The organism is Campylobacter sp. CFSAN093260, assembly GCF_012890095.1.
GTDB lineage: Bacteria > Campylobacterota > Campylobacteria > Campylobacterales > Campylobacteraceae > Campylobacter_D > Campylobacter_D jejuni.
On sequence record NZ_CP040618.1, the window covers coordinates 1,419,086 to 1,431,676 of the forward strand.

A 12,591-nucleotide genomic window follows, 5' to 3' on the forward strand; every position below is an offset into this window, starting at 1 on the left:
TTCTACTCTACCCTCTCTTTTAGTTTTAAAAATATCTCAAAACAAGCCCCGTCTTTTCCATTTTTAACTTTTATTTTTCCTTGGAAACTTTCGATAATTTGTCTACTTATATAAAGTCCTACTCCTATACCTTGACTAGGATGTTTTGTTGTAAAATAAGGTTGAAAAATTTTATCTAAATTTTCTTTATCAATCCCACCAGCATTATCTTTTATTGTAATTTTCAGATAATTTTTTCCAAATTTTGAAAAATTTATTGTTATGATTTTCCTTTTTTTGTTTTTAAATGCTTCTATTGAATTTAAAATCAAATTAAGAAAAACTCTTATTAAACCATTCTCATATGCCAAAACTTCATAATCACTTTTCGAAACAATATTAATATTTACATGATTTTTTTCTATAGTTTCAAAAGCAATTTCCAAGGCTTTATTTAAAGTCTCTTTTATAAATACACACTGCTCTACTCCTTTGTTAAACAAAGTTCTAAACACATCAATTGTTTCTGACATATTTTTAATCATATCTTTTGATTGTGAGTAAATTTCAGCAAATCCTTTTTCATCTTTAAGATTTTGCTTCATTTGAAACATGGCAATACCGAGCTCATTTAACGGTTGTCTCCATTGATGTGCTATATCGCTAATCATTTGTTCTAATGAAGATTTCAAAATCTCTTCATATGCTATTTTAATATCTTTTTCATTTTTTTCCAAGGCAATTTGCATTTTTTTCTCAAATTTTTTACCTAACTGTATAAATTCTTGTTGGTGATTTTTAACTGTATTTTCAAGATTAATACTTAATTCTCTTAATTTAGCGTGATTTAGAGCAAGCTCTTCATTAAGCTTAAAAGAATTACTAACATCATGAGAGAATGCTACTATTTCTATTAATTCATTATTTTTATCCAATATGGGGATTAATAAAGTTTCAAGATAGAAAGTTTTGCCTAATTTATCAATATTTTTAAAAATAACTTGATAAGGTTTTTTATATGAAAGTTTTTTTAAAAGTTCTTCAATATAACATTCCTCAACATCTGGATGTTTAAATATTGAATGTTTTTTTCCTATAAGCTCTTTTTTACTATATCCACTTATTTGACAAAGTTTATCACTGACAAAAATTAAATTTCCTTGAACATCAGCTCTTGAAAAAATTGTATTTTTTTCAAGAGCTTTAAAAAACTGATCTTTAAAAAAATCTTTCATTGAAAAGCCTTAAAACCTATATAGGCAAGATTTATACCGTAACAAACAATAACGCCATACGATAAATAATTAAATAAATTTTTCAAAAAATCACTAAAAAACTGTGAAATTTTAGAAAAAAATAACATCGCAGGTAAAGTTGATATTCCAAAAATCATCATTACCAAAATACCTTCAAAAATATTTTGCTTACTCATTGCATTGGCTATAAAAAAATACACCAATCCACAAGGAACAAAACCATTTGAAAATCCTAAAAATATGGCTGATTTTAATCCTTTAAAATTTTTAGATTTTTTAATAATTTTCTTTACAAAACTATCAAAAAAAACATTATTTTCAATAAAAGATAACATATTGCCTCTAAAAATAAGAGCAAAACCCAAAATCATCATAAATATACCAAGAATAAAAAATGACAAACTTTGAACCTTAGCATTGATTGCCAAGATATTCCCAAAAGTCCCAAAAATTATCCCTAAAACAATATAAGCAAAAATTCTAAACAAATGATAAATAAAAGTTAATAAAAATAAATTATTGCTTTTTGAATTCAAATTTATAAAAAGTAAATTAAAACCACCACACATAGAATAGCAGTGTCCAAAACTAGATAAAAAAGCAACGCTGATAATAGCTAAAAAATCTATACTCACATCAAATTCATAAATTCTTTAAAAATATACTTACTTTCATGAGGACCTGAAGAACTTTCTGGATGATGTTGTACTGAAATAATAGGATAGTCTTTATATCTTACTCCTTCAACATTATCGCCAAATAAATTTCTATGAGTGATATGAGCCACTTGAGCTAATTCTTCTGGAACATTATAATTATGATTTTGTGCGGTAATTTCTACCGTTTTTGTATCAAGATTGATCACAGGATGATTTGCTCCATGTTGTCCAAATTTCATTTTATAAGTTTCATATCCAAAAGCATTACTTAAAAGCTGGTGACCTAAGCAAATTCCAAGCATAGGAATTTTAGCTTCTGCAAGTTTTTTAATCTCTGCAATCTCTTGTTTTAAAATCCTTGGCTCACCTGGACCATTAGAAAGAAACACGCCTTGAATTTCACCTTTTTTATACAGAGTAATCAACTCATCTGCTTTAACATTATATGGATAAACTTCTACTTCAAAACCTACTTCTACAAGTTCATTTAAGATATTTGTTTTAACACCATAATCTATAACAGCAACTTTTTTCTCACTTCTTTTAGCATCATTAAATTTTTGAAAACTAGCGTTCCAAACGCCTTGTTTATGAGAATAATTTTTCTTAGTGCTAACTTCTTTTACAAAATTTACTTCATCAATTTTTGCTGATTTTTCTAAGGCGATTTTTAAATCTTCTTTATTTGAAATTTCAGTTGAAATTACAGCTCTTAAATTGCCATTATTTCTTATCATTTTTACTAGATATCTCGTATCAAGTTCATAAATTCCTATTTTTCCATGTTTTTCAAGATAATCTTGCAGACTTTCTTTAGCACGAAAATTTGAAAAACTGGAACTTAATTCACGCATTAAAACACCACTTGCAAAAATTTCCTTGCTTTCATTATCATTTTCATTGGTTCCCGCTATACCAATTTCTGGCATGGAAAATACGATAAATTGCCCTGCATAAGAAGGATCTGAAATAATTTCTTGATACCCTGTTAAAGAAGTGTTAAATACAAGCTCTCCAAAAAAAGTACCGCTCTTTCCAAAAGCCTTAGTACTTAAAAAAATATCATTTTCTAAATAAATATAAGCCTTCATTAAAACATACCTTTTTTTCTGAGCTCTTCTTGATAGAGTTTTTCAAAGATAAGATCGTATTCTTCGCTACCTGGAATAGGTTTTGTTTTATAATTGCTAATTTTCTCATAAACCTCATCTTCAAGTTTTTCATAAATTTTAAGATAAGACTCTATGCTTGAAAAGATTAAATTTTTAACTCTATTTTCACTCACTATAAAATTAATATAATCATTCTCTACAAGTTCTTCTAAAATTTGATGCGCTAGATGATTATGTCTATCTTCAGAATCTAAAATCACATTAAATTCAGGAGCTAACTTTTTCTTCACAAGCCAAAACATATTTTTACGATCTACTTGCATAAGCTCCATTTCATCTTCTTGTTGCTCTAAAAGCTCTTTTACTCTTTCATCTAATTTTCTTTCATTTAGAATATCTTTCTCTAAAACTTCTATTATACATACCTTAAGCTTTTCTAATTGATCTTTAATTTCTACAAAAGAAGAATTAGCTATATCTAACATCATTTTATTTGCGATATAAGGAATATGTGGTAATTTTATACGCATCTTAAAAACCTTTTATTTGATAATGTTTGAAATAATAGCTTATTTTTGGTAAAAGAATGTTAAAAATGAAAAATTTTCATTATTTTAATCACCTAATTACTAGCATTATTATCTAAATTTTTCAAAAGCAAAGTAAGCTCGCTAGCTTTTTTTGGATCCATTTTAGATAAAACACCTGAAATTTTACGCGATTCCAAAGAAAGCATTATTTTGCTTGCATCCTCTGCATCCATTTGACTTAAAACATCTGCAATGGCTGCATCTTTCATTTGGGAATAAATTTCTTTAACCCTACCTTGAGTTTTATCATTGATTGAATTTAAAATCTTTTGTTGTTCTTCTACAAGCCTTGCGTTTTCAAGCTTTAATTCTTCAATTTTTGCCAAAGTTGCATTAACCTCAGCCTCTTTTTTTTCTAAATTTTCAAGCCTTTCTTTTTGCAAAGCTTCAAAAGAGGCTTTATAAGCTTCTAAAGATTGTCTTGCTTCATCAAATTCTCTAGTTTGCAATTCAATTTGAGCTTTTCTAGCTTCAAAATACTGCTCACAATCTTGTTCAGCTCCAAAAACTACACTTGAAATAAAAACTAACAATATAAATTTTTTAATCATCTTTTTCTCCTTTGAAAAAACGACTGATTGCAATTTCATCTAAAAATTTTTCTTCAGCCTTGGCAAGTTCTTTTTGCTTTTGTTTAATTTCCTCGGCTTCTAAAACCTTCATTTTTTCATAATCTAAATGTGCTTTTTGATATAAAAACTGATAATGATTCATTTCTTTTTTAGAAAGTTCTACTTTCTCCTTAGCTCTTGCCAAAGCCTCGCGTCCTACTTGTGCCATACTTAAATTCGATCTTAACTCTGCTATAGATCCTGATTTTGGCAATACGCCTAAACTTTCACACTCTTGGCGTGAAAGTTCATAAGCTTTTTCATGTTCAAGCTGTCTTTGTTTGGCTTGATTAAGATTTGATTCTGCTTTATCAAGTTGTTGTTTTCTTACCTTTACAACAGAATTATATTTACTTTTCATAAGATGATAGTATCATCTCTTTCAGGGCTAGTAGAAATATACTTTACCTTAACCCCTGCAAGCTCTTCAAGTCTTGCTATATATTTTTTAGCATTTTCTGGCAATAAATCATAATCTTTTATACCAAAAACTTTATCCCAACCATCCATTTCTTCATAAATAGGTTGAACATTTTCTAAATCACTTGGTATATAGTCGATTTCCATACCCTTATATTCATAAGCACGACAAATTTTTATCTTTTCAAAACCATCTAAAACATCAAGCTTCATCAAAGATAAAGCATCAAGACCATTAAGCCTTGCTGTATATCTTACAGCAACCGCATCAAACCATCCACAGCGTCTTTTGCGTCCCGTGCTTACGCCAATCTCTTTTCCAATTTGCGCAATTTTTTCTCCATCTTCGCCCTTATCCTCAGTAGGAAAAGCTCCATTTCCCACACGCGTTGCATAAGCTTTTACAATACCTATAATATTTCCCGCTTCTTTAGGATTTAACCCAAGTCCTGTTAAAGCGCCTGCTGAAATAGTACTTGAACTTGTAACATAAGGATAAGTTCCATGATCAATATCAAGCATAGAGCCCTGAGCTCCTTCTAAAAGTACTCTTTTATCTTCATCTAAAGCCTTCCAAAGCATTCTTGTAGTATCTGTAATATAAGGAGTTAAAATTTCATTAAAACGTTTTAAATCAGCAAGCAATTCTTCAGCACTTGGAATTTCAATTTCAAGCATTTCAAAAAAAGTTTTATTAGCTTCAAAATCTTTTATCAAAGCCTCGCAAAGTCTTTGTGGTTCTAAAAGCTCTCCAACTCTATGTCCTGTACGATTAATCTTATCTGCATAAGAAGGTCCTATACCCTTACCTGTTGTTCCTATGGCATTTTTGCCTTTGAGCTTTTCTTTTGCAATGTCTATTAAAGAATGATGTTTTAAATTTAAATGAGCTCTATCGCTGATATATAATCTACCTTTTAAATTTTCAAATTGAGCCATTTCAGCAATCAATACTTCAGGAGAAACCACAACTCCATTTCCGATAATATTAATACATCTTGGATGCAAAACTCCACTTGGCATAAGATGAAGCGCATATCTTACACCATTTACCCAAATCGTATGTCCTGCATTGTGTCCACCTGCACTTCTGCAAACAAAATCATAATTTTCACATAATTTATCAACTACCTTACCTTTTCCTTCATCGCCCCATTGAATGCCGACAATAATATCTGCTTTGCTCATAAAAATTTCCTTGATTTTACTTAATATTGGCGAGAAGATGAGAGAATCGAACTCCCCAAAGAATAGTCAACTATCCTTTCATCTGATTTGAAGTCAGTGGCGATCACCAGATACGCTAATCTTCCAAAGTGATAATTATAGCGATTTTTAATGAAAAACAAAATAAATTTATCAATATTCTTTTTGACTTCATATTAAATTTAAGCTATAATCTCACTCTTTTTTAGCATCAAGTTTTGATGATTACATTTTTAGGATCTTTCTTTGAATTCTTTTAAACAAAAATATTTAATCAATTTTTGGGACAATTCCCGTTCTATGATTGCACTTGGAATTTTAAGTGCAGTGTATTTTGGGATTTTTGGTGGCGTTTGGGCTGTTACTGGAGAAATGACACGTTGGGGTGGCGAGTTTTTAGAGCTTTTAGGTATGAATTTAGATGGATATTCTTATTACCAAAAGCAAAATTTAAATGGAACCCCTTTAACAAGAACTGATGGTATTATGCTCATAGGTATGTTTATAGGTTGTTTAGTAGCCGCACTTTTAGCTAACAAAGTCAAATTTCGTCTACCTGCTAGCAATATAAGAATTTTTCAAGCAATAGTAGGTGGAATTCTTTCAGGATATGGAGCAAGACTTGCATTTGGATGCAATTTAGCTAATTTTTTTACAGGTTTACCTTATTTTTCTTTACACACTTGGCTTTTTACTGTTTTTATGGTTTTAGGAATTTATCTAGGAGTGAAAATTTGCAACACTTCCTTTTTTAAACCTAAAGCTAAATTAGAACGTGTAAATAAAGAAAACTTGCCGTTAAACAAGCAAAGTTTGCGTACAAAATTATATTTTAACTTAGGCATATTGCTTTTCATAGCCTTTTTAGTTTGGGTGTTTTATCTTGTTTTTACAAATGGCAATATCAGCACACAAAACAAACAAAGTCTTCTAGCTTTAGCACTGATTTTTGGTTTTGTTTTTGGCTTTGTTATTTCTAGAGGGCAAATTTGTTTTACTTCTTGCTTTAGAGATTTATTTTTATTTGGTAGAGATAATGCTATAAAAGGCGCATTAATCGGTATGATTATCGCCTCTTTAATCGCTTTTGCTTTTATCTTGCAAGGTCATACTAGCAAACTCATAGAACTTTCTCCTGCTGTAGCTGTGGGAGCATTTTTGTTTGGTTTTGGTATAGTTTTTGCCGGAGGTTGCGAGTGTGGTTGGACTTATCGTGCCTTTGAAGGACAAAGTCATTTTATAATAGTAGGAATTGCAAATATAATAGGAACTATGATTTTAGCTTTAAGTTATGACTTTTTACCAAAAGCTTTTAAAGAAGGTATAAAAATCAATCTTTTAACTGAATTTGGCAATTTAAATGGATTTTTTATCAACCTTATTTTATTCATCTTAATGTTTGTTTTTGTAGTATTTTACAAAAAACACTTTTTTAAAAATCAACTTAAAGGATAAACAGTGAAAATTACTTATAGTTTAAATTTACAAGGTGAAGCTTGTCCTTATCCTGCTATAGCAACACTTGATGTCTTACCTAAGCTTAAAAGTGGAGAAATTTTGGAAGTGCTTTGCGATTGCCCACAAAGTATCAATTCCATACCTCAAGATGTAAAAAACCGTGGTTTTAAAGTGCTTGAAATCGATCAAAGTGGACCCACACTAAGATTTTTAATCCAAAAGCCTTAAAAAAGGCTTTTATTCTCAAAGCTCTTTTAACATCTTTTCATAAGCTGCCTTAGTTCCAGATCTTACATTTGTAAACAAACTTGCAATAATAATCACCACCGAAGCTACTAAAAACCCTGGAACTATTTCATAAAGACCTGAATTTGCAAAATTCTTCCAAAGCACCACAGTAGCAGCTCCTGTTATCATACCTAAGATCGCTCCTACTCTTGTCATCCTACTCCAAAATAAAGAAAAAAGCATTACAGAACCAAAAGAAGCTCCAAATCCAGCCCATGCATAAGAAACTATACTCAAAACACTTGAGTTTTTATCAGTAGAAATCAAAAACGCTATTACAGCTACCAATAAAACACCTAATTTACCTAAATTTAATACAATATGACTTGGTACATCTTCTCTAAAAATCTTTTTATAAAAATCTTCCGCTATAGTAGAACTTGAAACCAGCAATTGTGAACTTGCCGTACTCATAATAGCCGCTAAAATAGCACTGAGTAAAATACCTGCTATCCAAGGATTAAATAAAAGCTGCGACATCACGATGAAAATCTTTTCAGGATCTTGCAAACTTAATTCAAATTTATGCACATAAGCTATACCTAAAATACCTATCATACAAGCACTTAAAAGACAAACCGCCATCCAAGCAATACCTATAAAAGTGGCCATAGGAATATCTTTAGTAGAACGAATCGACATAAAACGCACTAAAATATGTGGTTGACCAAAATAACCCAAACCCCAAGCAAGTGCAGATATAATGCTTATAATTCCTACTCCTTCGCCCATAGATAAAGCTTGTGGCTTTATTTCTCTTACTATATTCATCGCTTCACCAAAACCACCTAAATGATAAAGCATAACCAAAGGTACAATAATTAAAGCCATCATCATTAAAAGCCCTTGTATCATATCCGTCCAACAAACCGCCTTATATCCACCTAAAAAAGTATAAGCAACAATAATAATCGTTCCAGTAGTTAAAGCATAATCGTATCTGATACCAAAAGTACTTTCAAAAAGTTTTGCTCCGCTTACAAGCCCTGATGAAACATAAAAGGTAAAAAATATCAAAATTACCACCGCACATACAATGCGCAGTATATGTTTATCATCATCAAAACGAGTTTCAAAATAATCAGGAATAGTCAAAGAATTTGCAATCACACTGGTATAAATTCTAAGTCTTTTTGCCACAAAAATCCAATTTAAACTAGCTCCTATAGTAAGCCCAATTGCAATATAAGAATCTATAAAACCACTTACATATAAAGCTCCCGGTAAACCCATTAAAAGCCAACCACTCATATCAGAAGCCCCTGCGCTAAGTGCAGATATCACAGGCCCCATAGTACGCCCACCTAGAAAATAATCCTCTGAATTTTTATTTTGCTTATAAAAATAAAAACCTATATAAAGCATTAATAAGGCATACACTACAAACATCACTGCTATTGGGGTATTAATTTGAACCACTTCCATCAATCTCTCCTTGATCATTAAGATATTGCTCTAATGCCTAAATTTCCATAACGATGAAAAGATATACTTAAAGCTTTTTCATTAAAATAATTTAAAAGTTCAAAACGACCATTTAATAATGGCTTTTCTCTTATAATGATTTTAGCAAGCTTTGCAGCCTCTTTATAAATCTCATCATTTACATCTGGCTTTGCTAAATAACGCACTCTTTCATATTCTTTAATACTCTTGATAAAATTTTCTTTATTTTCTTTTAAAAACAATACTTTTGCTCCTATGCTTTGAACAATTCGTTCTATCATACTAACATCTTGTTCATTATAACTGATACTTAGATCAATATTTGCAATATTTGCACCTAAAACCACACCTAAAACATCTTTTAAGCTTTCATTTCCACAAAGTCTTAAAACCATATTCTTTATTTTAGTATAAGAAAAAAGATTATCTTCTCCACGAATATTGACATAATCTTTTGAAACACTAAACTCGTTTTTATAATGATAAGCATAAGATTGAGACATTTTAATTAAATTGTTTATAAAATCTTGTGCTTCTTTTAAATCTATTTGTGCTAATTTTTTTGAAAATTTATCTTCAATTAAATGATCATCAAAATCTTCTTGCTTAATCTCTAAAAATTGAGTAATATAATTATAAATTCCCACTTTTCTACCCAAACCTATAGCTGATTTTTTAATCCCACCAAAAGGTTGACGCAGCACTATAGCCCCTGTGGTTGGTTTATTGATATAAATATTTCCTGCTTCTATGTGAGTGTGAAAATACTCCCATTCTCTTTCATCTAAGCTTTCAAAACCTGCAGTTAAACCATAACCTGTGGAATTTACTATATCAATAGCTTCTTTTAAGTCTTTAGCCTTCATCACACTTAAAATCGGTACAAAAAGTTCATTCATATGAGTAAAATCACCCTTTTTAGTGCCATATTTTATGCCTGGAGTCATCAAATAAGGATTATCCTCTAAAAACTTAGGTTTTAATGCCCATTCTTCATAAGGTTGTAATTCATCTAAGGCCTTTTGAACTTTAGAACTTGGCTTATCAGCTAAAGTACCTAATTTATTTTTAAATTCAAAAGGATTGCCCACTGCCATAGAACTCGCAGCATCCACTAAAGTCTTTTTAAATTCTTCATCATGATAAACCTCTTCTTCTAAGACTAGCAAAGAAGTAGCTGAACATTTTTGACCGCTATTGCTAAAAGCAGAATGAATGATATTTTTAATCGCACTATCACGATCAGCAAATTTAGAAACTATAGTCGCATTCTTTCCGCCAGTTTCAGCACTTAAAAGCAAGGTTGGATTAGCTTTTAACATGGCATAAGCAGTATCCTCTCCTCCTGTAAGAATTGAAAATTTAATCGCTTCATCAATAAGTAAATATTTAGAAATATCACTTCCTTTTGAAGGTAAGAAAATCAAAGCATCTTTTGGAATACCCGAATCCCAAAAACACTTACAAAGCATATAACCTGTTAGAGTTGAAAGTGAAGAAGGTTTGTAAATCACCACATTACCTGCGGCTAGTGGTGCAGCTATAGTACCTACTGAAATTCCTATAGGAAAATTCCAAGGAGCTATGGTAACCCCTATACCTTTAGGTGTGAATGTAACTTTTGGATTTTGTTTTTTAAGCTCTTCTAAAGAGTGCGGATAAAACTCTATAAAATCAATAGCCTCGCTTACTTCAGGATCGATCTCTAAAAAGGTTTTGCCCACTTCTAAAGCTGCCAAACCTATCAAATCCCCTCTTCTTTCTCTCATCAGTTTTGCACTTTTGGCTAAAATTTGATAAATTTCATCATGACTTTTTTGTGTAAATTTGGAATTTTTAGCTACTTCTAAAGCTTGTTTGATTTCTTTTTCTCCTGCTAAATAAGCCTTTCCTATAACTCTATCTTCGATCTTATCTTTAACTTCTAAAACATTTAAATTTTCTGCTTTAAAATCAAGTTCGCCTATAACAGGATAAACATCATAATCTTTTAAATTTTCATATTTAGTTTTAATTTCTTTAGCCCACGCTCTATTTTGTGCTAAAATAAAATCCGTATCGCTTTCATTGCTAAATTTTTTACTTTCATAAGAACTTATGATATTTGATTCTTTATTTCTATCTTGCTTACGATGTGTAGTATTATCAAGAGTTTTTATGCCTTCTAAAGATTTTAAAAAAAGTTCTTTTTGGATATTCCAGTTCTTATCTCCTACTTTAAGATTGAAAAAATAACGCATAAAATTATCTTCACTTGTATTTTCATCAAGGCGTCTTACAAGATAAGCAATGGCATTGTTAAAATGTGCTTCATCGCAAACTGGGGCATAAAGGATTAGATCATGCATTTTAGATAACTCATAAGAACATTGTAAACTCATACCTTCAAGCATTTCAAAAGTAAAAAAATCCAAAGCACCCACTTCACTTATGCGTGTATAAGCATAAGCAATCTCAAAGATATTATGACTTGCAATTCCTATGTTGATGTATTTATAATTGTCTCCTTCAAGAATAAAATCAAGCATTTTATTATAATTACTATCAGTATCTATTTTTTTGTAAAAAGTAGGAAGCTCCCAACCCCTTTGAGACGCAATGGTTTCTTCACTTTCCATATTAGCACCCTTAACAAAACGGATCTTAATAGGCTTCATACCTTTTAAAACCCTCTCTTTTGAAAAAGCAAAAAGTTTTTTAAGATACTTATAAGAATCAGGAATATAAGCTTGCAAAACAATCCCTGCTTTAATATCAAATTTAGCCACACTTTCCATAAAAGCTGCAACGGTGAGCTCTAAATCCCTAAATTCTTCCATATCAAGATTGATAAATTTAGATACACCTTGTTTTTTCTCTTCTTCTAAGGCTAAAGCATAAAGATAATCTAGTCTTTTTACGACCTCTTCTTTGGAATAATTAAAATCTATAATATTAATTTGTGAAAAAATAGTAGTAATTTTTATGGAAATATAAGTGATATAGCTTGATTTTAAGGCTTCTTCGTATTTTTGCATACGATATTTACTCTCAGCTTCACCTAAAACCTCTTCGCCGATTAAATTCACATTTAAGGTAATTTTATCTTGCTCTTTTCTTTTCTTAATATGTGGTTCTAAAACACTAGGATTTGCATCTAGAACCATAGCTTTAGTATCTTCTCTTAAATGTTTGACAAAAAAAGGTACACTTAAATTAGGAGCAAATTTGCCAAAATTTAAAAAGCTAAAAAGTAGGAATTTTTCAAAAGTGCTAAAAAAATCCGCTATGCCATATTTACTCAAAGTATATTCTATAAGCTCAAAACTTGCATTTTTATCTTTACATCTAAAAGAACGATCTAAAAGCTCTATAAGCATAACTTTATTTTTGGGATTATTAAGAAGTTTTTGCATTTTAGCATGAAATTCTTTTTCAGAATTTGAAATATTGGCTTCTATTTGTCCTTGTAATTCTTCAGCTAAGGCTAAAGCTTTTTGTATCATTTCGTATCTCCTAAGATAAAATAAATTTTAATAAATAATATATAAATAAGATAAAAATAATATTTTAAATCATAGAAAATG

At 30.2% G+C, this 12,591-nt stretch carries 11 protein-coding genes and 1 tRNA gene; 2 read left to right on the forward strand and 10 right to left on the reverse strand.

What is annotated here, in order from left to right; genetic code table 11:
- Positions 1 to 2: 2 nt before the first annotated feature.
- From bumS to FBF22_RS07220, 8 genes are all read right to left on the reverse strand, one after another.
- Positions 3 to 1,214, reverse strand: coding sequence for a butyrate sensor histidiine kinase-like phosphatase BumS (gene bumS / locus FBF22_RS07185; RefSeq protein ID WP_002851243.1), 1,212 nt, complete (start codon positions 1,212 to 1,214; stop codon positions 3 to 5).
- Entirely contained in the window at positions 1,211 to 1,870 is a 660-nt protein-coding gene (locus tag FBF22_RS07190) for a sulfite exporter TauE/SafE family protein (RefSeq protein ID WP_002867237.1), read from the reverse strand. Before FBF22_RS07190 ends, bumS begins: the two co-directional genes overlap by 4 nt.
- On the reverse strand, positions 1,867 to 2,985 hold the full coding sequence (carA, locus tag FBF22_RS07195) for a glutamine-hydrolyzing carbamoyl-phosphate synthase small subunit (RefSeq protein WP_165433234.1): 1,119 nt from the start codon (positions 2,983 to 2,985) through the stop codon (positions 1,867 to 1,869). The genes FBF22_RS07190 and carA overlap by 4 nt, the downstream gene beginning before the upstream one ends.
- On the reverse strand, positions 2,985 to 3,536 hold the full coding sequence (locus tag FBF22_RS07200) for a DUF507 family protein (protein WP_002851269.1): 552 nt from the start codon (positions 3,534 to 3,536) through the stop codon (positions 2,985 to 2,987). The genes carA and FBF22_RS07200 overlap by 1 nt, the downstream gene beginning before the upstream one ends.
- Before the next feature lie 92 nt (positions 3,537 to 3,628).
- Entirely contained in the window at positions 3,629 to 4,147 is a 519-nt protein-coding gene (locus tag FBF22_RS07205; protein ID WP_002851265.1) for a MotE family protein, read from the reverse strand.
- On the reverse strand, positions 4,140 to 4,568 hold the full coding sequence (locus tag FBF22_RS07210; protein WP_002797496.1) for a flagellar export protein FliJ: 429 nt from the start codon (positions 4,566 to 4,568) through the stop codon (positions 4,140 to 4,142). The genes FBF22_RS07205 and FBF22_RS07210 overlap by 8 nt, the downstream gene beginning before the upstream one ends.
- Positions 4,565 to 5,815 carry an adenylosuccinate synthase gene (locus tag FBF22_RS07215; RefSeq protein WP_002855302.1) on the reverse strand — a complete coding sequence of 417 codons (1,251 nt, stop codon included), beginning with the start codon at positions 5,813 to 5,815 and terminating at the stop codon, positions 4,565 to 4,567. The genes FBF22_RS07210 and FBF22_RS07215 overlap by 4 nt, the downstream gene beginning before the upstream one ends.
- Before the next feature lie 27 nt (positions 5,816 to 5,842).
- Positions 5,843 to 5,940 (reverse strand) — tRNA-Sec (locus tag FBF22_RS07220).
- Positions 5,941 to 6,079: 139 nt separating this feature from the next.
- On the opposite strand from FBF22_RS07220, the gene yedE reads away from it, so the two are divergent.
- Positions 6,080 to 7,288, forward strand: coding sequence for a selenium metabolism membrane protein YedE/FdhT (gene yedE, locus FBF22_RS07225; protein ID WP_002851361.1), 1,209 nt, complete (start codon positions 6,080 to 6,082; stop codon positions 7,286 to 7,288).
- A gap of 3 nt (positions 7,289 to 7,291) precedes the next feature.
- Positions 7,292 to 7,519: a sulfurtransferase-like selenium metabolism protein YedF gene (gene yedF, locus FBF22_RS07230; protein WP_002851188.1), complete on the forward strand. Its 228-nt coding sequence runs from the start codon at positions 7,292 to 7,294 to the stop codon at positions 7,517 to 7,519.
- A 15-nt stretch (positions 7,520 to 7,534) separates the two neighbouring features.
- Here the strand turns inward: yedF and putP are convergent, their stop codons facing one another.
- Positions 7,535 to 9,004, reverse strand: a complete 1,470-nt coding sequence (putP, locus tag FBF22_RS07235) for a sodium/proline symporter PutP (RefSeq protein ID WP_002884774.1) — start codon at positions 9,002 to 9,004, stop codon at positions 7,535 to 7,537.
- 17 nt (positions 9,005 to 9,021) lie between these two features.
- On the reverse strand, positions 9,022 to 12,510 hold the full coding sequence (locus tag FBF22_RS07240) for a proline dehydrogenase family protein (RefSeq protein WP_002884773.1): 3,489 nt from the start codon (positions 12,508 to 12,510) through the stop codon (positions 9,022 to 9,024).
- Positions 12,511 to 12,591 lie beyond the last annotated feature (81 nt).

Coding starts and splice junctions, on each gene's coding strand:
- bumS (WP_002851243.1), bottom strand. CDS start 1,214: ATGAAAGATTTTTTTAAAGATCAGTTTTTTAAAGCTCTTGAAAAAAAT.
- carA (WP_165433234.1), bottom strand. CDS start 2,985: ATGAAGGCTTATATTTATTTAGAAAATGATATTTTTTTAAGTACTAAG.
- FBF22_RS07200 (WP_002851269.1), bottom strand. CDS start 3,536: ATGCGTATAAAATTACCACATATTCCTTATATCGCAAATAAAATGATG.
- FBF22_RS07205 (WP_002851265.1), bottom strand. CDS start 4,147: ATGATTAAAAAATTTATATTGTTAGTTTTTATTTCAAGTGTAGTTTTT.
- FBF22_RS07210 (WP_002797496.1), bottom strand. CDS start 4,568: ATGAAAAGTAAATATAATTCTGTTGTAAAGGTAAGAAAACAACAACTT.
- FBF22_RS07215 (WP_002855302.1), bottom strand. CDS start 5,815: ATGAGCAAAGCAGATATTATTGTCGGCATTCAATGGGGCGATGAAGGA.
- putP (WP_002884774.1), bottom strand. CDS start 9,004: ATGGAAGTGGTTCAAATTAATACCCCAATAGCAGTGATGTTTGTAGTG.
- FBF22_RS07240 (WP_002884773.1), bottom strand. CDS start 12,510: ATGATACAAAAAGCTTTAGCCTTAGCTGAAGAATTACAAGGACAAATA.